General features: G+C 38.9%; 15 protein-coding genes. 8 read left to right on the top strand and 7 right to left on the bottom strand.

Annotated elements, in window-relative coordinates; all coding sequences use genetic code 11:
- Positions 1-22 precede the first annotated feature (22 nt).
- Together ACJG85_RS00340 and ACJG85_RS00335 are read right to left on the bottom strand one after the other, a co-directional pair.
- Positions 23-2,014 (bottom strand): urocanate hydratase, encoded by a 1,992-nt coding sequence (locus tag ACJG85_RS00340; protein ID WP_409676835.1) that lies wholly within the window; start codon positions 2,012-2,014, stop codon positions 23-25.
- Between the two features lie 161 nt (positions 2,015-2,175).
- On the bottom strand, positions 2,176-2,352 hold the full coding sequence (locus ACJG85_RS00335) for a DUF5522 domain-containing protein (RefSeq protein WP_290876127.1): 177 nt from the start codon (positions 2,350-2,352) through the stop codon (positions 2,176-2,178).
- 31 nt (positions 2,353-2,383) lie between these two features.
- Between ACJG85_RS00335 and ACJG85_RS00330 the strand changes: the two genes are divergently transcribed.
- The gene (locus tag ACJG85_RS00330) at positions 2,384-2,710 is read left to right on the top strand and encodes a hypothetical protein (protein WP_412477197.1); all 327 of its coding nucleotides are present in this window, start codon (positions 2,384-2,386) and stop codon (positions 2,708-2,710) included.
- Here ACJG85_RS00330 and ACJG85_RS00325 read toward each other — a convergent pair.
- Positions 2,707-8,880 (bottom strand): fibronectin type III domain-containing protein, encoded by a 6,174-nt coding sequence (locus ACJG85_RS00325; protein ID WP_412476670.1) that lies wholly within the window; start codon positions 8,878-8,880, stop codon positions 2,707-2,709. The two genes, ACJG85_RS00330 and ACJG85_RS00325, sit on opposite strands and share 4 nt — an antisense overlap.
- Positions 8,881-9,101: 221 nt before the next feature.
- Here ACJG85_RS00325 and ACJG85_RS00320 point away from each other — a divergent pair, with 221 nt between their 5' ends.
- Genes ACJG85_RS00320 through hemL form a run of 4 tightly spaced genes read left to right on the top strand, consistent with a single transcriptional unit; the run spans position 9,102 to position 14,052 of the window.
- Positions 9,102-10,907, top strand: a complete 1,806-nt coding sequence (locus tag ACJG85_RS00320) for a T9SS type A sorting domain-containing protein (protein ID WP_412476669.1) — start codon at positions 9,102-9,104, stop codon at positions 10,905-10,907.
- 47 nt (positions 10,908-10,954) lie between these two features.
- Complete coding sequence (locus ACJG85_RS00315; protein WP_409676842.1) at positions 10,955-11,851, top strand: 1-aminocyclopropane-1-carboxylate deaminase/D-cysteine desulfhydrase; 897 nt, start codon at positions 10,955-10,957, stop codon at positions 11,849-11,851.
- A complete protein-coding gene (locus tag ACJG85_RS00310; RefSeq protein ID WP_412476668.1) occupies positions 11,848-12,744 on the top strand; it encodes a glucosaminidase domain-containing protein in 897 nt (298 codons plus the stop codon). The genes ACJG85_RS00315 and ACJG85_RS00310 overlap by 4 nt, the downstream gene beginning before the upstream one ends.
- Positions 12,745-12,765: 21 nt before the next feature.
- A complete protein-coding gene (hemL, locus tag ACJG85_RS00305) occupies positions 12,766-14,052 on the top strand; it encodes a glutamate-1-semialdehyde 2,1-aminomutase (RefSeq protein ID WP_412476667.1) in 1,287 nt (428 codons plus the stop codon).
- 51 nt (positions 14,053-14,103) lie between these two features.
- Here the strand turns inward: hemL and ACJG85_RS00300 are convergent, their stop codons facing one another.
- From ACJG85_RS00300 to lysS, 3 genes are all read right to left on the bottom strand, one after another.
- The gene (locus ACJG85_RS00300) at positions 14,104-14,436 is read right to left on the bottom strand and encodes a hypothetical protein (RefSeq protein ID WP_409676847.1); all 333 of its coding nucleotides are present in this window, start codon (positions 14,434-14,436) and stop codon (positions 14,104-14,106) included.
- Between the two features lie 72 nt (positions 14,437-14,508).
- The gene (locus ACJG85_RS00295; RefSeq protein WP_412476666.1) at positions 14,509-14,937 is read right to left on the bottom strand and encodes a hypothetical protein; all 429 of its coding nucleotides are present in this window, start codon (positions 14,935-14,937) and stop codon (positions 14,509-14,511) included.
- A 104-nt stretch (positions 14,938-15,041) separates the two neighbouring features.
- Positions 15,042-16,733 (bottom strand): lysine--tRNA ligase, encoded by a 1,692-nt coding sequence (gene lysS, locus ACJG85_RS00290; RefSeq protein ID WP_412476665.1) that lies wholly within the window; start codon positions 16,731-16,733, stop codon positions 15,042-15,044.
- 265 nt (positions 16,734-16,998) lie between these two features.
- Here lysS and lipB point away from each other — a divergent pair, with 265 nt between their 5' ends.
- Positions 16,999-17,691 (top strand): lipoyl(octanoyl) transferase LipB, encoded by a 693-nt coding sequence (lipB, locus tag ACJG85_RS00285; protein WP_412476664.1) that lies wholly within the window; start codon positions 16,999-17,001, stop codon positions 17,689-17,691.
- On the opposite strand, the gene ACJG85_RS00280 is transcribed toward lipB, so the two are convergent.
- Positions 17,688-18,287 carry a ribonuclease HII gene (locus tag ACJG85_RS00280; RefSeq protein ID WP_412476663.1) on the bottom strand — a complete coding sequence of 200 codons (600 nt, stop codon included), beginning with the start codon at positions 18,285-18,287 and terminating at the stop codon, positions 17,688-17,690. The two genes, lipB and ACJG85_RS00280, sit on opposite strands and share 4 nt — an antisense overlap.
- 131 nt (positions 18,288-18,418) lie before the next feature.
- On the opposite strand from ACJG85_RS00280, the gene ACJG85_RS00275 reads away from it, so the two are divergent.
- Complete coding sequence (locus tag ACJG85_RS00275; RefSeq protein ID WP_412476662.1) at positions 18,419-20,302, top strand: S8 family serine peptidase; 1,884 nt, start codon at positions 18,419-18,421, stop codon at positions 20,300-20,302.
- Positions 20,292-21,005: a DUF4369 domain-containing protein gene (locus tag ACJG85_RS00270; protein ID WP_412476661.1), complete on the top strand. Its 714-nt coding sequence runs from the start codon at positions 20,292-20,294 to the stop codon at positions 21,003-21,005. The genes ACJG85_RS00275 and ACJG85_RS00270 overlap by 11 nt, the downstream gene beginning before the upstream one ends.
- Positions 21,006-21,025 lie beyond the last annotated feature (20 nt).

Below are 21,025 nucleotides of genomic sequence, written 5' to 3'. Positions count from 1 at the left end.
AGTCTAAGTCAGTCTAATAATCTTAAAAATCTAACAATCCGTCATCAACTACATTAGGGATGGTAACTTTCAATAAAGGTTGCGTTTCCATGGCTCTTTTGATAGCGAAAACAGCACCTTCATTTCTGGCCCAACTTCTGCGTGAGATTCCGTTGTTGACATCCCAAAAAAGCATTGATTCTAAGCGTCTTGATGCTGCTTTTGAACCATCAAGAACCATACCAAATCCACCATTGATAACTTCGCCCCAGCCAACGCCGCCACCGTTGTGAATCGATACCCAAGTAGCGCCTCGGAAACTGTCACCAATCACATTGTGAATAGCCATATCTGCTGTGAAACGAGAACCGTCATAAATATTTGAGGTTTCGCGGTAAGGCGAATCAGTACCTGAAACGTCATGGTGGTCACGACCCAATATCACATACCCGATTTCGCCACGGGCGATAGCTTGGTTGAAAGCTTCGGCGATTTTGATGCGTCCTTCGGCATCTGCGTATAGGATACGAGCTTGAGAACCTACGACTAACTTATTTTCTTGTGCCCCTTTAATCCATTGGATGTTATCGGCCATTTGTTGTTGGATTTCTTCCGGTGAATTTTTCATCATTTCTTCCAATACTTCGCAGGCAATTCGGTCGGTCTTGGCCAAATCTTCAGGATCTCCGGAGGCGCAAACCCAGCGGAATGGTCCAAATCCGTAGTCAAAACACATCGGGCCCATGATGTCTTGTACATAGCTTGGGTATTTGAATTCTCTGCCCAAAGTAGGATGGTCGTTCATTACATCGGCTCCGGCACGGGATGACTCTAATAAAAAGGCGTTGCCATAGTCAAAGAAGTAGGTTCCTTTTGCCGTATGTTTGTTAATAGCAGCGGCATGACGACGCAAAGTCTTTTGGACTTCTTCGCGGAACTTTTCAGGTTGGTTTGCCATTAACTCATTTGATTCTTCAAAAGTGTAACCGATAGGGTAGTAGCCGCCGGCCCAAGGATTGTGCAATGAAGTTTGATCAGAACCTAAATCGATGTGTAAATTTTCTTGGTCAAAGCGTTCCCATACGTCTACCACATTTCCGAGGTAAGCGATGGAAACTACTTCTTGGTTTTCGAGTGCTTTTTTTACTCTCGGAACCAGTTCGTCTATATTATCTATAACTTCATTGATCCAGCCTTGTGAATGACGGATGTGAGTAATTTTTGGGTTGACTTCCGCGCATACGGTTACGCAACCGGCAATGTTACCGGCTTTAGGTTGGGCACCACTCATTCCGCCAAGACCTGAAGTGACAAACAAACCTCCTTTTGGTGATTTTTTGATTTTTCGGAAACCGTTCAGTACGGTAATAGTTGTACCATGAACAATACCTTGTGGTCCGATATACATATAGCTACCAGCGGTCATTTGGCCGTATTGGGATACGCCTAAGGCATTCATTTTTTCCCAATCGTCCGGTTTAGAATAATTTGGGATTACCATACCGTTGGTAACAACCACTCTTGGGGCATCCGGATGCGATGGGAACAAGCCCATTGGGTGACCGGAATACATGACTAAAGTTTGTTCTTCTGTCATTTCCGCCAAGTATTTCATGGTGAGTAAGTATTGGGCCCAATTTTGGAAAACCGCACCGTTACCGCCATAAGTAATTAACTCGTGCGGATGTTGGGCTACGGCATAATCCAAATTGTTTTGGATCATGAGCATAATGGCTTTGGCTTGTTCGCATTTTCCGGGATATTCCGAAATGGGACGAGCATACATGCGGTAATCCGGACGAAAGCGGTACATGTAAATGCGACCGTAGGTTTCTAACTCGGCTTTGAACTCCGGAATTAGCGTAGCATGATGTTGCGGTTCGAAATAACGTAAAGCATTTTTGAGGGCTAATTTTTTTTCCTCTTCGGTTAGAATTTCTTTGCGTTTTGGCGCGTGATTGATTTGTGGTTCGTAAGGTTTCGGCTGTGGTAATACGGCTGGAATTCCTTGTAGTATTTGTTCTTGAAAAGTCATTTTGGTTGTATGTTGTGAGTTGTATGTTTTTAAGTTATTGCGTTAGGGATTGCAGTGGAAATCCTTTTTTAGTTTGTGAATAGACTGGTAAAATTTTGGTGCAGCACTACCAACTAAAAAAGATTGCAACGTAAAGCCCGACCCTTGTGGTAACGCCCAAATTATTTTTTTATTATTCCTGTTTTTTTATCAAATCCGTATGGGCAATGACGACAACCGCTTTTGCAGCAATAGCCGCGTTTTAAGTGGTATTTTTCGGTAAAAACTTTATAACCTTCGGGCGTGAGGTAATAGTCTTCGCCTTCGATTAATTTATTTTCCTTATTTTGCTCATTCATACACGCAAATTTAAAGAGTTTATAAGTAATGATACGCATCGTTTCTAAATATTTAGTGCCGAAAGGGTACAAAGGATTGACGATTTTTCCGTTTGTATTTTTGAAGCAGGGTGAGCATGCTACTGATGAGGTATTGTTAAATCATGAGAAGATTCATTTGCGCCAGCAATTGGAGTTGTTGGTTTTGCCTTTTTTTGTGTGGTACGGTTTGGAATTTTTATGGCACTTTCTAAGAGAAAGAGATGTCAAAAGGGCCTATTATTCCATTTCATTTGAGCGAGAGGCTTATGCCAACGAAAAAGACCTTTACTATTTGAAGCAAAGGTCTTTTTGGCGTTTTTTAAAGTATTCTGATTAGTAAATTACTTTTCTGACGGTAGTAATACCATTATCTAATGTTATTTTTAAGAGTAAAGTAGTGTTGTTTTTTCTAACATTTGACAATGTTAGCCCTGTATTATTCACGTTTTCATAGCGGGCTAATTCTTGTCCGAGTACGTTGTAAACAATCACTGATTCTATGATTTGGTGGCTCGAACTTACGCTTAATGATTCGTTGGTCATGACTTTGACTTCGTTGTTGTAGTCGAAGTCGTTGTTGCCAAGTGCGGCAGTCAGATATACTACACGAAAACGATCATTGTAATTCCCTGCCGAGGAGGTGAATTGATATGGTGCTGCTTTTAAATCGTGAATAGTGTTGAGCAAAAGGTCTTTCAGATAGATGTTTTGTTGATCAAACAATCCGTCAACTGCAGCAAGTCCGATGCTGTAGCTTCCGGTAGTTGGTACATTGATTCCTATAGGTACTTCGTCGTTTACGTCGAATGGTAAAGAACGCCCTTGGATAATGTACTTTTTGTCGTTAATTAAAGAGTATATTCTTAAATCGCTTGTATTTTGGGTCAAGCAATCGAAGAAGTTGTCTTCGGCCATAGTAGCGTCTTGGATATAACCGAATAAGGTCCTGTCCGAGCGATTGGAGCTGTTTACGATGTCGAGCCAAATTCTGTTTCTTTCAATACTGTCTACATAACTCTCTGTGACATTTGAGTTAGCAAGTCTATAAAAGTTACTGTTGGTGTAACTTGTGCTTCTGAGGTTGTTGTTAAAAGTTACGTTATCCGATGCTGTTGGGCCGTCAACCATTTGAACAAAGAATCCTTGACCGGAGCCAATAAACAAATCAGCTCCTGCTACAGGGCAACAACTGGTTCCGGTAAAGTTGTATGTTAAGTAATCTCCAGGGCTGTAATTGTAAACAAAGGAGCCATAAAAAGGACTCGATATGTTAGTTGGTAATGTGCCATGAGTCCACAGTCTCACATTACCCATAATTTTGGTGTTGTTGTCAAATAAGAATTGACTGGCACGTATAGCAGATGGATAAGGATTACCTAGTAAATTCCAGTTGTCGCTGTAATTGTTGATTTCAGTTCCGTTCAGACCTACATGGTAGGCTGTATTAGTGTCGCTTCCCCTGGAAATGCCTATTGTGATTGGACCATTGTGAGGAACGCCGGTAAAACTTCCATAAAAAGTTGTATTTGTTGTGGCACTAAAACTATTAGGTGCACTGGCTATGTATCCTTTGCCTGCTGTCATGATATCTCCGGAGGCAGGATTCCAATTTCCCTGACCACCGTTGGAGTTTGCCACGGTCGTATTCCATTTGTAAATGGCACCGAAAGACAATGGCGCAGCTATGTTATTAATTACATAATTTGCCACTGGTGAAGACCAATAAACATAGTCTAACTTACGAATGCTGGCATTTCTCTTGTAAATAATATTTCCGGTATTGGTTGTGTTGTTGATTTGAACTAAGCTGGCGTTATTGTTGATTAAAAAAGTTCCGCCTGTTTCAACATTAACCCAATCTGTAACAGCGATAGCGTTATTGGAGTTAATAGTTAATGAGGCTCCGTTATATACTAATAATGAACCGGCATAACCAACGTAGTTTGTTCCGGAAATTACAGGATTATTGGCAGTAACAGGAATTTTTACGCAATCAGTATTGTTTGGAATTCCGCTTGGTGTCCAGTTATTGTTTTTATTCCAATCGTTATCAACAGTACCATTCCAGATTTTAGCATTTGAAACCACTACGGTTGTTTCGTCTAGTACTTTAACCACGGCACCGCTACACATATTATAAGTTACTTCGGCAGTGTAAGTTGTTGTTGAAGCAGGACAGACATTGATAGTGTCTGTGCTTCCCAACATCGTTCCTGATGTTCCTGAACCTTCATACCATTTGATAGAGGTTATAGAAGTGCCTGCCGGAGTAAATCTCCAAGCCTCATTAGTGGCATTCCAATTGGTGCTTAAGCCGTTACGATTAGGAGCAACAACCGCCTGCGTACGTGTGGCATTTTGAAGACCAATTATAGCATTACCGTTGTTCCAAGGCGATACGTTATTGTTGTCTATTTTCTTTTCTTTGACATAAACATCAATAATGTTGGTTTCTTCATACAATACCATCATACCGGTATACAAAATGGAATTATCCGAGAACATAGGAACATTGTACCAAGAAGCTACAAGAGCTCTACAGCCAGTATCTAAAGTAACCAATTCCCAGCCTACTTCACCCCCTTCACTCGGATCGATATCATGGAATACGCCAAAAATGGCGTTACCAACCAATTGATCATCCGTATTGTTTGGAATATTGTCATTAAAAGCATAGCCGGAGGAAGTGCTTGCATAACTGGTGTTAAATGTAAGCACACCATTTGATCCAATCACACATTGATTATAGTTGGTGCCGTAAAAGCAAAAGTTGAAAGGTAGGTTTACAACCGGTGACCAAACATCATCAACGTTAACACTCACCGGGTTGGCCAAACAGCTGAACTGGTATGGAGGATTGTAAGGAATGCTCTCTACCGTATAATTTGAGGTGTCGCCAAGTTGCAAATATTCTGCCTCCAAATCAACACAGGTTGAAGAAGAGCAAGTTATTGGGGAAGGGTCTGAACCACTTAAACCTAAACCTCCTGCCAAAATATCAGGACAAGCAGTTGTTAATGTTCCTGAGCCATTTCCTGAGGTACAATCGGTAGACAGACAAATTGAAAAAGTGCCGAAAACATCATTTCCACTTTCCCAAAAGCGAATGTAGATAGTGCTTCCCGGAGTTAATCCCGTTAAGTTTAAATAGGGCATTAAGCCATTGTTACTGCTGTCGGCATCACATTGCAAAAGGGATAAAGAACCACAGTTGCCTGTGTAAACAGCCAAACTTCCGTCTGTTATTGCGTTTGAATTTGTATCAATTCTAATGATTCCATTGCTTGGAACGGTTGCACTAAACCAAACATCACCACCAAGATAGTTGCCGCAACTCGGAGCAGTTACAGCAGTGGTAGGTGTTGCTCCGGAAGTTGAAAATGATTGGTAACTACAACTGGTGTTTACATTCAAGTCAATAGCGCCGCAAGGGTCATCATTAATCGGCGGGACCGGACTAGATACACAAATGCCAAAACTTCCGTTGTTGTCATTCCCATATTCCCAAACTCTAATATAAATAGTGCTCCCCGGAGTTAATCCCGATCTCGTTATGTAAGACATTAATCCGTTAGCGCTGTCATCATCGTCACATTCAATCAAAGTTAAGCTGCCACAGGACCCCGAGTAAATAGCCATACCGCTATCAGTCATTACCGAATCGTCGGTGTCAATTTCAATTATACCATTTGCAGGTACTACTGCGCTAAACCAAACATCTCCTCCGGAGTAGCTGGCACAACCGGGGGCAGGAACGCCGGAGCTGGCTGTAGCACCGTTGTTAGAGTAATAGGAATAATTGCAAGTTGAAGAGATGCTGAGTGGAATAGCAGAGCTACATTCGTCATTCGTTAAAGTTGTAGTGGTGTTTCCTGAGCTGTAAGGACTGTTACACCCGTTATTAGCAAGGATTCTGTAATAGTAGGTTGAACTTGGGTTCAAACCGGTAACATTTAAACTTGTAGTAGGAGAAGACAATGAAAAAGGTGAGCCAGGGATATTTGTAGTGTAGCCCGTGTCAGTTGTAATTTGAATACTGTATGTAATAGGAGCATAGCCTCCACCCGTTGGAGTTGTCCAGTTTAAGGTAAAACTATTTGTAGTAGTGCCGGTAACCGTCACCGGATTTGGAGTGGTAGGACACGTAACTGCACTGCCACTTAAAGGAGTTCCGGAATTATATATTGGCCCACCTGAACAGTTGGTGTTGTTATAAGCATAAATATAATAATAATATTGAGTATTACCGTTTAGTCCTGAGCCTGTAATGGATGTTGAGCTTCCGGTTTGAACAAATGTCAATCCGGCTCCTAAAGTTGCAACATTGGCTGCAGAATAGATTACTCCGTTTACAGGTGTAGACGGGGGAGTACTTGAAGTTGAACGAATAACCAAATAGCCATCGGCACTACCGGTAAAGGAGGCAGGAATATCACTTGAAGTTACTGTGCCAATAACTAATCCTGATGCTTGACTACTTGGAGCTACACAAGGGGTTTGTGTGGTTACACATATGGTAAATGTTCCTTGCCCTGAGCTACTGCCATAACTATATATTCTAACATAGTAGGTGTTTCCCGGAGTTAAACCTGTTAGTGTTGTGGTTTCCGGGGTTGAAACTGTTGCGTCAATGCAAGCCAAACTTGTTAAACTACCGCAAGATCCACTAAAAACTTGTAGAACAATATCAGAGATTGTTCCTGGTGTTGCAGTAACAATATGTGATGTTGAGGTGGCTACAAAACTATACCAAACATCGTCATCGGCAGTACCGGCACAACCGGCTTGAGATTGAGTTGCGCCTACCGAACTACCTGTTGTGGTTACGGTACAAGTTGTATTAGGGTTTACGGTCAGTGATGTCGCACCACTACAATTATCGTTGGCTACCGGGATTAAAACACTTCCGGTTATATAACTGCTGTTGCATCCGTTACCAGCTAAAATTCTGTAATAATATGTTGTCCCCACGCTTAACCCGGTAACGTTTAAACTAGTAGTTGGAGCTGATATACCAAATGGAGAGCCCGATATGTTACTGGTATAACCTGCATCGGTAGTGACTTGAATTGAGTAGGTAACAGTTCCTGAAGTTCCTCCTGTTGGATAAGCCCAGTTGAGTGTAAAACTATTGGAAGTAATACCTGAAGTGTTTACGGAGTTTGGTACCGCCGGACAAGTTGTCCCATTTCCCACTAACGGCCCGCTGCTGTTGTAAACCGGACCTCCGGAACAACTTGTGTTATTGTATGCATAAATAAAATAATAATATTGAGTATTCCCGGTTAGACCTGTTCCTGCTATACTGGTGGAAGTCCCGCTTTGAACAAATGTCAAACCACTACCTAAGGTAGCAATATTTGCTGCAGAGTATGTAGTGCCGTTGACTGGTTGACTTGGAGGGGTGCTACTGTTTGATCTTATCACCAAATAACCATTAGCTGTCCCACTGAAAGTTGCCGGTACAGCACCAGAAGTTATTGTTCCTAAGGTGAAAGCGCTGGCCTGACTTGAAGGCGCAACACAACTTGGTATGGTAATACAGCTAACGCTGGCAATCCAACCGGCTAAATTGGTACTTCCGTCTGAGCGGAATCGAATGGTTATAGCACCGCTGGTATCAGTGGACGTAATTGTACCCGGACTGGTTGTGCCGTAAAATGAACCGGCCGGACAGTTAACTGCGCTTGTTCCTGCAGGTAATGCGGATGCGATTATCGGAGAGGAAGTGTTAGGTCCGTTATAAATGACCATTCCGTCATAATTGTTCTCAGTGGCAAATGCACTAAATACCATCTGAATTTTATTGGTTGATACCGAAGGCGTAAAAGTGATAGTGTAATCTGTAGATATATTATAAGTGTCGTTTTGCCCTCCGGCATCTGTAAATGTATAAGTAGTACCGCATGTTATGGTTTGTGAACAGCTTGTCAAAGAGGGGATTAAAGTATTATTTGACGCTACGGTTGAGGTCCAAGAAATATCGTCTACAATACGATTGTGAGTTCCGGAGGCTCTGGTATCGAGAATTCTAATGTAAATATTTGTAAGACCAAGAGCACCAATATCTATGGTGTACTGTTGGTATACTTCCGTCGGGGTTGTAGTTGTGCCTCTCGTAGTCCAGGTTGTTCCGTCAGGAGAGGTTTGTATGGCAAATGAGTGTGATGTTGTGTTATTGTTTCTTCTGTACCAAAATGAAAAAATCCCGGGATTGCTTATTAATGGGGTTCGAATAGCATCATTGGCAGCATTAAAAACGATGCTGTTGTTGCCCGTTCTGGGAAAAGTTGTACCAAAAGTGATAGAAGTCTCTGCCCAAGTTCCTCCTGATGATGGGATTGAGGAGCCATTAAAACTTTCATATACTTGATAGTTTGAGCACTGACCGTTGGTTCTAAAATTACCCAACAAAAAAAACAAAAACACCAACAAGGTCAACTGTGTTGTCCAAGTCTTTTTTTTGCTGTTAAAATTTGCCTTTTCTCGTGGTATTTTTTTAATCATAAAATAGTGTTTTAACAAAAAAACGGTGAAATATAGGGTATTTATACTAAAAAATGGATATATTTTTAAAAAAAAGTCTTTTTAAAATACTTAATTTAAAGGGTTGTCGTTCAAATGCAAAAATTAACGTTAAAAGACAAATTTACTTACGTAAAATTTTGCTGTTCAGATTTATTTTAAACCTAAATTATTGTATATATTTGATAAACAAATGTTTGATTATGCGCAAGATATTTCTTTTGGGTGTTGTTTTTTTAATAACTTTTTCAAGTTATTCACAACTTTATGTTAGCTCCAATAGCTATGTATTTGTAAAGAATCAGTTTGTTTTTGTTAATCAAGATGTCGATTTACAAAGCAATGGTTTTTTGTATCTAAGGAATGAAGGGCAGCTTTTACAAGGAACTATTGCAAATTCCACCAATAAAGGATTTGGCAAACTCTCAGTTTTTCAAGAAGGAACTTCGGATAATTTTGATTATAATTATTGGTGCTCGCCGGTTGGAAATGCTTCCTCGGTACCAGGTAATGAAAATTTTGGTATTACTATGTTCCATGTTCCTATCTCTTTAACCAACAGTAATCCTGCTACAATATATAATTATAATTACAATGGAACCTCTGCCAATGGTAGTTTGTCTATCGCCGCCTATTGGATTTGGCGATATTTATCAGGAACAAACTACTCTGAATGGATACAATCTGCAGCACTGTCAAACATTGCTCCCGGCCAGGGTTTTACCATGAAAGGAACTTCCGGAACCGATAATACCGATGTAGGGGAGTCTGTTGTTAATAATCCCGGAGGAGCTCAAAGATATGATTTTCGAGGTAAGCCAAATGACGGGAATATATCGGTAGTTGTAGGAGCAGACAAGTTAACTTTAACCGGAAATCCTTATCCTTCAGCACTTCATGTAAATGCATTCTTATTAGATCCATCCAATTCAGATTGCACAGGAATAGCCTATTATTGGGAACAAAATAAAACTGTAAACTCTCATTATTTATTAGCCTATCAAGGAGGATACGGAACGTATGCGCCTATTAGTAATAGTCCCACAGAATATGGTGTTTATGTGCCGGCTACTTTCAATACTTACAATATCGACGGGACACTCAATACTACCGGTATTTCATCGGGTTTATCCATTCAAAGAAAATATGCGCCCATAGGTCAGGGCTTTATGATTAAAGGAAAAGCTACCGGTAATCCGATTGGAGTTACCTTGAAAAATAGCCATCGTGTTTTTTATAAAGAGTCGGGCCTTTATTCGGAATTCGAGAGAAATTGTGGAGATACTTTGCAAACTAACAATGACAACACCAGCAATAGTTCTGCTGCAGTAATTCGTATGAATGTAATAATGAATAATCAATTTACCAAGCAATTGGCTTTGGTTTTAACACCAATGGCAACAGATGGAATTGATAGGGGTATTGACGCTTTATCTCCCGTGGAAGAAACTGTGCCCAATGATGTGTATTTTGTTTTAGATCAAGATAAATATGTAATTCAAGGGGTTCTTTTTGATGTTGATAAGCGAATTCCAATAGGCATCAAAGCTGACAATGCAGCCACTTTTACATTTGATGGATCTATGGTTTCCAATTTCGATGCCTCGCAAGAGATTTTTATTTACGATGCTGATCATAATTCTTATCATGAGATTAGAAACGAGACCTTTGAAATTAGTTTGGCACCGGGAATTTATCACAATCGTTTTGAAATAACATTTAAAGACCATTCACTTACTGCTGAAAATAGTACTGATAAGCCTCAATTTATTATCTTTCAAAACAATACAACTCAGTTTTTAGAAATGTCAAATCCTGATGCTATCGGGATTTCGTCAGTTGCATTTTACGATTTGACGGGAAAGACAGTTTTTGTGAAACATGAATTAGGTTCAGAATTGTTCTATCAATTTCCAACACAAGGTTTGGCCGAAGGAGTTTATTTGGTGGAATTGATTACTGAATCTCGTCAAAAAATCACTCAAAAGGTAATAATAAAGAACAAATAGGTTATACTGTAAGCAAAGCGATTCGTACCTTTGCAAAAAGACTTTTCTTGAAAAGTTACAATCAAAAAATACCACTCGAAAACTCCGATTACACGCTGTATATCAAGCGTGAGGATTTGTTGCATCCTTATATTTCAGGGAATAAATTCAGAAAACTGCATTACAATTTACAAAACGCCAAAAAAGAAAATTATACTACTTTGTTAACCTTTGGCGGTGCTTTTTCCAATCACATATTGGCGGTAGCTGCGGCCGGAAAAGAGCAAGGGATGAAAACCATTGGTGTTATTCGCGGCGAGGAATTGCGTGATAAAATTTCAGAAAATCCAACTTTACAGAAGGCCCAAGAATTCGGAATGGTTTTTGAATTTGTTTCCAGGGAAGTTTATCGGAACAAAAAGGAAGAGGCATTTGTGCGAAAATTAAAGGTGCAGTTTGGAGATTTTTACCTATTACCCGAAGGCGGAACCAACGATTTAGCGGTCAAAGGTTGTGAGGAAGTTTTAGAAGAGTCTGATGCAGAATTCGATTTTGTGTGCTGTGCTGTAGGCACCGGAGGAACTATTTCGGGAATAATTAACAGTTCAAAAGAACAGCAACAAGTTTTGGGATTTCCGGCACTCAAAGGCGATTTTTTAACAGAAGATATTTGTAAGTTTGTAACGCAATCCAATTGGCAATTGGTAACCGATTATCATTTTGGAGGCTATGCCAAAGTAACCAATGAGTTAATTGAATTTATTAATGATTTTTATCAAAAATTTCAAGTGCCTTTGGATCCTATTTATACCGGTAAAATGGCTTTCGGAGTTTTGGATTTAATCGAAAAAAAGAAATTTCCGAAAGGCTCCAAAATACTGATGATTCACACCGGAGGTTTGCAGGGAATTGCCGGAATGAATGTTTTGTTAAAACAGAAAAACCAAATCGAAATAATTCTATGAGTAAGAAACTTTTTTTAGTTGGGCTTGTCCTTCTGATGGCAGCTTGTAATACCAGTCAGTCTGTGGTTAGGACTTCAAAATCGAATCAGCCAAAAACAAGTGAACCGGTAGCGCAAAGGGTTAAAAAACCTATTTACCGACCGACAACCGCAAAAAGTGGCGGTGTCACGGCTCAAAAATCAACATCTAATCCGGCTGCTAATACTGCTTCTTCAGAAATTTTGGAAGCTACAACTCGAGTAAAAGTAACCACAGAAATGGTTTTGGCTTACATCGAAAAATACAAAAATATAGCCAAAGAGAATATGGTAAATACCGGAATTCCGGCCAGTATTACTTTGGGTCAAGCTATTTTGGAATCAGGTGCCGGAACCGGACCTTTGAGTGTACAAGCCAATAACCATTTCGGTATAAAATGCCATAAGGAATGGACAGGGCCAAGTATACGCTACACCGACGATGCAGAAAATGAATGCTTTCGTAAATATGATGAACCCAGCGGTTCTTTTAAAGATCACTCTTATTTTTTAACAAGTCGCCCTCGTTATGCTTCCTTGTTTCAGTTGGGTAAAGATGATTATGCTGCTTGGGCCAGAGGTTTAAAAGCGGCCGGTTATGCCACTGATCCGAAATATCCGGAAAAACTGATTGGCTTGATTGAACGCTACCAATTAAGCAAATATGATGCAGAAGTATTAGGAAAGGATTATGTTGCTGTTGTTCCTCAAAAGGAAATCAGTTATACGGATGACGTTCAAAAATATACGGTAGTCAAAGGAGATACTTTGTATTCCATTTCAAAGCGTTTCAATATTTCCATAGAAGAATTAAAGAGAAAAAACAATATGGTCGACAATACCTTATCCTTGGGACAAACCATTATTGTAAAATAGTTTTATAATTTCACAGTTATTATGATTTATCAAAGAAGCAGTCAGTTGTTTGCTGAAGCTGAAAAAGTAATTCCCGGCGGTGTAAATTCTCCCGTTAGGGCTTTTAAAGGAGTAGGAGGAACACCTCTATTCGCCAAGAGTGCCAAAGGTGCTTATTTGTATGATGAAGATGACAATCGTTTGATTGATTACATCAACTCTTGGGGACCAATGATTTTAGGACACGCCTTCCAACCTGTGGTTGACGCAGTCATAGAAAAGGCTAAAAAAGGAACTTCTTTCGGGATGCCAACCGAATTGGAAACCAAAATAGCTGAGTTGGCTATTGCTATGGTACCTAATATTGATAAAATTCGTTTTGTTAATTCGGGTACAGAAGCTTGTATGAGCGCCATCAGATTGGCCCGAGGCTATACCAAGAAAGACAAAATTATCAAGTTCTCAGGGTGTTATCACGGTCATTCCGATTCTTTTCTGATTGCTGCCGGTAGTGGTTTGAGTACTTTCGGAGTGCCAAATAGTCCGGGCGTAACACAAGGTACCGCAAAAGATACTTTATTGGCGCATTATAATGATATCGAGAATGTGAAAGCATTGTTTGAAACCAATCCCAATGAGATTGCTGCAGTCATTATTGAGCCTGTTGCCGGGAATATGGGTTGTGTGCCACCTAAAGCAGGTTTTTTACAAGCCTTGAGAGCAGTGTGTGATAATCATAACGCTTTGTTGATTTTCGATGAGGTCATGACAGGTTTTCGTTTGGCAAAAGGAGGTGCGCAAGAGTTGTATGGGGTTAATGCCGACATAGTTTGTTTCGGGAAAGTGATAGGTGGCGGCTTGCCGGTTGGCGCTTTTGCTGCTCGTAAGGAGATTATGGATTTCTTAGCGCCTCTTGGGCCGGTATATCAAGCCGGAACATTGTCGGGTAATCCATTGGCTATGGCTGCCGGTTACGCCATGTTGCAAACACTGAACAGCGATGTTGAAATATACAACAGACTGGAATTTAAAACAGCTTATTTGCACCAAGGCATTGAAAAAGTTTTGAAAGAAAACAATATTGTTTTTACCATTAACAGAGTAGGGTCTATGATTTCTGTGCATTTTGATGCCCATCCTGTGGTTGATTTTCAAACCGCTAAAAACGGCGACAATGATACTTTCAAAAAGTTCTTTCATGGATTATTACACGAAGGTGTTTACATTGCGCCTTCAGCCTATGAGACTTGGTTTATAACAGATGCATTAACTTATGAAGATTTAAACTTTACTATTGAGGCCATTCGTAAAGTTTCTAAAAGCTTATAAATAAAAAAACCTCTCTGAAAAGAGAGGTTTTTTATGTTGAATCACTAAGGATTAGTTGGTGATTAGTTCTTTGAATAATTCTTTGTTTTGTCTCAATTTCGTCATTTGATCATCAGAAATTGTAGCAGAGATTTTCATTTCAATAATTCTTGATACTTCAGCTCTTCTTTCTTGAGATAAGGTCTTGTCTTCAAGCGTTCTGTGCTTTTGTTCAAATAATCTTTCGAAATCAGCGGTTTGAGTTTCGTTTAAACCAAGATACTGTGACAAAGCCAAAGCTTCTTTTTTAGCTTTTTCTGCAGAGGTTAATTCTTTTTTCTCTTGAGCGTTTGCATTTATCGTAAAAGCTAACAGTAAGGTTAAAGCAGCAATAAATTTTTTCATTGTTTTAGTTGTTTAGAAGAATAATAGCTTCAAAACTAATTTATTTTGTTGAAATCTCAAAATTTATTTTAGTTAATCTTCAGGAGTTGATTTTCCTTTGCCGCGTCTTTCAGCCATACGCTCTTTTAGTTTGTCTTTGCGTTCTTCGCGCAATTTTTCCCATTTGGCAAATTGTTCCGGGGTTAAAATCTTTTTCATTTCTGCGCTGTGAGCCGCTTGTGCTTCTTTCATTTCCGCCTTCATGGCCTGTCTTTTTGCTTTTTTCTCCTCGCTCATTTCCGCTCTTTTGGCCTCTCTTTTTTCTACTTCTTTGGTTACTAAAGCTCGTACTTCTTTGGCTTGCTTTTCGTTTAAATCCAAGTCCTTAGTCATTCTTTTTACCTGAAGATCTACTTTTTCTTCTTTGGTCAGACGATCGCCTTCCGGTCTTCTTTCTCTTTTTTCTTGTGCCCATGTGGTTAAGCCCGCTAACAATGAAAGGGCTAAAAATAATTTTTTCATTTTGTTACATATTTGAATTATGCGCTTTTGACTTGCGACTTTGAATAAGGTTTAAAAGCTTAACAAAATATTATAAAAAAGAGCTCAAACGAGCTCTTGAATTATCAGTTTAAAACTACGGTTTTGTTGTCGCCGTCAACCACTACTTTGGTTAAGCCATGTTTGGCCAATCCTTTCATAGCAGCATCCCATTTTTTGCCGCTGAGTTGTGACTTTTCTTTTAAAACACTTAAAGTCTGGTTGTTTTCAATTTTCAACAAACTGAGGATTAATTTTTCTTCTTCGGTCAATTCCAATTGTTTTTTCTCAGGACGCATTTGCGGGAAGAATAATACTTCTTGAATGGATTGGTTGTTGGTTAAGAACATAATCAATCGGTCCATTCCAATTCCCAAACCAGAGGTTGGCGGCATGCCGTATTCTAAGGCTCTCAAAAAATCGTGGTCTATAAATTGTGTGGCTTCATCGTCTCCGCGCTCGGCCAATTTTAATTGCGCTTCAAAACGTTCTCTTTGGTCAATCGGGTCATTCAATTCCGAGTAAGCATTGGCGATTTCTTTACCGCAAACCATCAATTCAAAACGTTCAGTCAACTCAGGGTTGTCGCGGTGTTCTTTACACAAAGGCGACATCTCTTTCGGGTAATCTGTGATAAAGGTCGGCTGAATAAAGTTACCTTCACATTTGGCACCGAAAATCTCATCAATTAATTTGCCTTTGCCCATGGTTGCATCTACTTCGATACCCATGTTTTTAGCTGCTTCAAACAATTCGGCTTCACTTTTGCCCGAAATGTCAAAACCGGTAAATTGTTTGATGGCATCGGTCATAGTAACACGAGCATAAGGTGCTTTAAAATCTACTTTGTGTTCGCCAAAAGTAGTTTCGGTTGTGCCGTTAACTTGTAGCGCACAATATTCCAGCAATTTCTCAGTAAACTCCATCATCCAATTGTAATCTTTGTAAGCTACATAGATTTCCATGGCGGTGAATTCCGGATTGTGAGTTCTGTCCATTCCTTCATTGCGGAAGTTTTTCGAAAACTCATAAACCCCGTCAAAACCACCTACGATTAATCGTTTCAGATACAATTCGTTGGCAATTCTCATGTATAAAGGAATGTCTAAGCTATTGTGGTGTGTGATAAAAGGACGCGCTGCAGCACCACCGGCAATCGATTGCAATACCGGGGTTTCCACTTCCATGTAACCGGCTGTGTTAAAAAAGGAACGCATTGCATTGAACAGCTTGGTTCTTTTGATGAAGACTTCTTTTACCTGTGGATTTACCACCAAATCTACATAACGCATTCTGTAGCGCAATTCCGGATCGGTAAATGCGTCGAAAACGTGTCCTTCGTCGTCCGTCTTAGGTAACGGTAATGGTCGCAACGTTTTACTCAAAAAGGAAAAATTAGTTACTTGAATGGTTTTTTCGCCTACTTTGGTTAAAAACAATTCGCCTTCAACGCCAATAAAGTCACCCAAATCGGTTAGTTTTCTGAATACCTGATTGTATTTGGTTTTGTCTTCATCGGGACAAATTACATCACGGTTAAAGTACAACTGTATACGACCTTCGCTGTCTTGCAATTCCACAAAAGCAGCTTTGCCTTGGTCGCGTATGCTCATTAATCTTCCGGCTACCACAACCTTCTTGCCCTCTTCGAAAGATTCCTTAACTTGTTTAGACGTGTGGTCTACCGGGAATAAATCCGCAGGATAAGGGTTAATGCCTAAGTCGCGAAGGGCTTGAAGTTTTTCTCTTCTGATGATTTCTTGTTCCGAAAGTTGCATATACAAAGGTTTTTGAGCCGGCAAAGATAACGATAAGTGCTAAAGTATCAAAGTCTCACGGTTTCAATTTTTTCTTTTTGAGCGAGGGGCTCGGGCTTATTCGGGAGTCCGTTTTCCCGCTTTTCGTTTCAATCTTTTGTTTGGTCACCCTTTGCGAAATCGAAGGACTTAGCTACAAACAAAAGGATTTTCACTGCAATCGAGGCTAAAAGATTAACGTCGAGTTAACTTGTAAACTTTGTAACTTTGCTTTTTCCAAACGAAAATGAATAAAAATATACAACTACTCGACTTAGGAAACAAAGATTACAAAGAAACTTGGGATTACCAAGAGAATTTGTTTAAGGAAATAGTGGATGTTAAGTTGACGAGACGAAACAATCCGCAAATGGTAACGCCAAATTACTTTTTGTTTGTAGAGCATCCGCATGTTTATACTTTGGGGAAAAGCGGTGATATTACCAATTTATTGCTTTCTGAAAAGCAACTAGCTGCCAAAGGAGCTACTTTTTACAAAATTAACCGAGGCGGAGATATTACTTATCACGGTCCCGGACAAATTGTGGGTTATCCTATATTAGATTTAGAAAATTTTTTTACAGACATTCATAAATACTTAAGGTTTTTAGAGGAAGTTATTATACTTACGTTGGCGGAGTACAATATAATAGGTACAAGAAGCGAAGGAGAGACCGGTGTTTGGTTGGATGTAGGGACACCTTTTGCTCGAAAAATTTGTGCTATGGGCGTACGCGCTAGCCGCTGGGTTACCATGCATGGTTTTGCGCTAAATGTCAATGCTGATTTGGGTTATTTTGATAACATTATTCCTTGTGGTATTCGAGGAAAGGCAGTTACTTCTATGCAGGTTGAATTAAATCAACTTGTCGATGAGGAAGAAGTTAAAATCAAAATTCAGAAGCATTTCTCGTCACTTTTCGAGTCGACCTTTATTTAAAATTCCAATTTCAATTGTTCCGGCAGTAATCGAAATGACATTCGGTGGTATTTGGTTGTACCGTATTTTTTGATGGCTTCTCTGTGTTCGATGGTAGGATATCCTTTGTTTTTTTTCCAATTGTACATTGGAAACTCTTCGTGAATTTTGTTCATATAATCATCTCGGTAAGTTTTAGCCAATACAGAGGCTGCTGCAATACTCAGGTATTTACTGTCTCCTTTTACAATGGTTGTATAGGGGATTTGATGTAAAGGTTTGAATCGATTGCCGTCTACGATGATGTATTCCGGGGTAGGATTGAGTTTTAGGATGCTTTCTTGCATTGCTTTTATAGAAGCATTCAAAATGTTGATGTTGTCAATTTCAATTGGCTCCAAATGGGTAACTGCAAATGAAATAGCTTCAGCCTCAATAATTGGTTTGAGATATTCTCTTGTTTTCTCAGAAATCTGTTTAGAGTCATTCAGTAGGTTTAACTTGAAATTTTTTGGAAGTATTACTGCAGCTGCAGTCACGGGTCCGGCTAAACAACCTCTGCCGGCTTCATCTGTGCCGCATTCAAGGATGTAGTCGGAATACTGATTTAACAACATTATATTTTTTTGTAAAAATAAAAAAAACCAACGCAACCAAAACTTTTTTTAAATATCTCATAGATATGATAGTTTTAACGATTTTTATAATTGAGGATAATTTAATATTTTAGCAAAAAAAATAAATGCATATGAAATATTCACTAGTGTCCCTTTTTGCAATTTTAAATATTTGTGTTTACGGACAAACTACAGAAGAAAGAGGTAAAATAGTCTCTAGTTATGATTTGAATTATTTAGATTCATTAAGAGTAGCCTCAGAAACAAAGTTTCGAAAAAACAAAGCCAAAGCTGTTGACTTTTCCAGAGAGAATCTTATTCCTGAAAAGTTTATTGATGAAAAAGGCAACTATAACGAGTTAATGTATGTAGAGAATTCTTTTCCTTTTTACTACACAACACATAATGCGGGTTCTGCTATAACTGCTCGTGTTAACAGAATAAATTCGGGAGGTAGCGCAGGTCTAAATCTTAATGGTCAAGGGATGATATTAGGGATTTGGGATGGAGGTCCTGTAAGAGGTTCTCATCAGGATCTTCAGGGTCGTGTAACTTTTAAAGATGGAGAAAGTTTTAATTTAACTTCTGAGGGTTCTTCTCATGGTACTCATGTTGCAGGTACAATGATTGGTTCCGGTTTCGGATCCTCAACAGCAAAGGGTTTAGCTTATCAGGCTAGTCTTTGGGGTAATACTTTTTCTAATGATGAAGCTGAGGTTATTAGCCAAGCTGGTCAAGGTTTGTTGGTGTCAAATCATTCTTATGGTTTAAGAATTGATGTGGTCCCGGAATACTTCAGAGGTGCGTATACTTCTGAGAGTGCGTCATGGGATAACATTATGTTTAATGCTCCTTATTATCAAGCTGTAATTTCTGCGGGAAATGATAGGGGTTCGGCAGAAGACAACAAAGGAGGGCGTGATTTGTTGATAGGCAACAAAAATTCTAAGAACGCAATTGTGGTAGCGGCAGTAAATAATGTTTCAAACTATGTTAGTCCGGCTTCAGTTGTTATGAGTAGTTTTAGTAGCTGGGGACCAACAGATGATTTTAGAATTAAGCCTGATATTTCAGCTAAAGGAGTTGCTGTTTTTTCATTAAATTCTACTTCGGATACTGCATATCAATCTTTGCAAGGTACCTCTATGGCCTCTCCTGCCGTTGCTGCAACACTTATACTTTTTCAACAGCATTACAATAATTTATATTCTAACTACATGAAGGCTTCAACCCTGAAGGCGGTTATGACTAACTCTGCCGACGAAGCCGGTGATTATGATGGGCCTGATTATCAGTTTGGATGGGGGTTAATCAATGCTAAAAAAGGGACAGATATTATTACCCAAAAAGGAGTTGGTTCTATAATAGATGAAAGGGTTTTGGTTCAAGGTGGAACTTATACAAGAAATGTTGTTGCGAGTGGTACTCAGCCCCTTAAGGTTACTGTTGCATGGACTGACAGATCAGGTCAGGTTAATACTGGTACTTTAGATGATCCCTCTGTGAAATTAGTGAATGATTTGGATGTAAGAGTATTGAAAGATGGTCAAACTTATTATCCTTGGGTGTTGAATCCTTTTTTCTTACAAGGAGGAGCTGTTCAAGATGATAATCCTTTTGATAATATTGAATCTGTTGATGTTGTTGATCCTCAAGGAACATATACAATAGTTATTAGCCACAAAGGAAATCTTGTTGGAGGAGAGCAAAATTATTCGTTGGTTGTTTCTGGTGTAACGGAGAGTTTAGATGTTAAGGATGAATTTTTAGAAAATTTTGTATTGTATCCTAATCCTTCAGAAAACTACTTTGAAGTTAGTTTTAATGACGAAAGTGGCGATGAAGTATTTTTCCAGTTGTATGATGCATTAGGGAGAGTTGTTTTAGAGTCAGAATATCAATATTCGGGACGATTTGAGCAGGTTTTTGATGTTTCTCAGTTGTCAAGCGGTGTTTATTATGCTAAGTTTTCAATAGGTAATAAAGTAAAAACTACAAAAGTTAATGTTAGATAAGGCTAGAGTATTTACAACTCTGTTGTTGTTTTTTTTGTTAGCTTCATGTGGTAAGTCTGAGAAGTTTTTTTTGATAGAAGGAGAGTTAGATAATCCGAAAGGAATATCAACTGTTTTTTTAGAAGAACTTAATGAAGAAACTTTAGATTATAAAGTCATATCTATTTCTCAAGTAATTGATGGTAAGTTTAGGTTTCAGCAGGAATTTGTTGAGCCTAAATTGAGGTATTTAAGATTTACAGGTAAAAAAGAAAGATTGGCTGTTTTGCTTGAAGAAAATGTTTCTTTAATGATAAATACAGAATCAATTTTAAAGTCAAAAGTACTGTCGGGGGTCGAAAATAGTTTTTTGTTTGATTACAACGCTAAATCTTTGACTGTTCGGGAGCAATCTTTGCAGTTTAAAAAAAAGAATTCTAAACTTATGAAGATAGCCAGAGAAGCTAATAATAAAAAGGTTGTTGATTCTTTATTGAAAGTTAATTATGAAATTAATCATGGTTATATTGATAATATGGAAAAACATTTATCAACTAGTCCAAATACTTATGTTTCCTTGATGCTTATTGATGGGTTGTTTGAATATCCTAATGTTAAAAAATCTAAAATTGAAGGGTATTACAAAACTTTGAACGACAAGTATAAAGAGATGTCTTTAGGAAGAGAGATCAAGAATAAATTAGATAGAATGAAACAAGATTAACTAGAAACGTTAAATTTTTT

It is taken from the genome of Flavobacterium mekongense (genome assembly GCF_047038255.1).
In the GTDB taxonomy this organism is placed as follows: Bacteria; Bacteroidota; Bacteroidia; order Flavobacteriales; family Flavobacteriaceae; genus Flavobacterium; species Flavobacterium mekongense.
This window is presented reverse-complemented; position numbering and strand designations above follow the sequence as displayed.

Coding starts and splice junctions, on each gene's coding strand:
- ACJG85_RS00340 (WP_409676835.1), bottom strand. CDS start 2,014: ATGACTTTTCAAGAACAAATACTACAAGGAATTCCAGCCGTATTACCA.
- ACJG85_RS00335 (WP_290876127.1), bottom strand. CDS start 2,352: ATGAATGAGCAAAATAAGGAAAATAAATTAATCGAAGGCGAAGACTAT.
- ACJG85_RS00325 (WP_412476670.1), bottom strand. CDS start 8,880: ATGATTAAAAAAATACCACGAGAAAAGGCAAATTTTAACAGCAAAAAA.
- ACJG85_RS00320 (WP_412476669.1), top strand. CDS start 9,102: ATGCGCAAGATATTTCTTTTGGGTGTTGTTTTTTTAATAACTTTTTCA.
- ACJG85_RS00310 (WP_412476668.1), top strand. CDS start 11,848: ATGAGTAAGAAACTTTTTTTAGTTGGGCTTGTCCTTCTGATGGCAGCT.
- hemL (WP_412476667.1), top strand. CDS start 12,766: ATGATTTATCAAAGAAGCAGTCAGTTGTTTGCTGAAGCTGAAAAAGTA.
- ACJG85_RS00300 (WP_409676847.1), bottom strand. CDS start 14,436: ATGAAAAAATTTATTGCTGCTTTAACCTTACTGTTAGCTTTTACGATA.
- ACJG85_RS00295 (WP_412476666.1), bottom strand. CDS start 14,937: ATGAAAAAATTATTTTTAGCCCTTTCATTGTTAGCGGGCTTAACCACA.
- lysS (WP_412476665.1), bottom strand. CDS start 16,733: ATGCAACTTTCGGAACAAGAAATCATCAGAAGAGAAAAACTTCAAGCC.
- lipB (WP_412476664.1), top strand. CDS start 16,999: ATGAATAAAAATATACAACTACTCGACTTAGGAAACAAAGATTACAAA.
- ACJG85_RS00280 (WP_412476663.1), bottom strand. CDS start 18,287: ATGTTGTTAAATCAGTATTCCGACTACATCCTTGAATGCGGCACAGAT.
- ACJG85_RS00275 (WP_412476662.1), top strand. CDS start 18,419: ATGAAATATTCACTAGTGTCCCTTTTTGCAATTTTAAATATTTGTGTT.
- ACJG85_RS00270 (WP_412476661.1), top strand. CDS start 20,292: ATGTTAGATAAGGCTAGAGTATTTACAACTCTGTTGTTGTTTTTTTTG.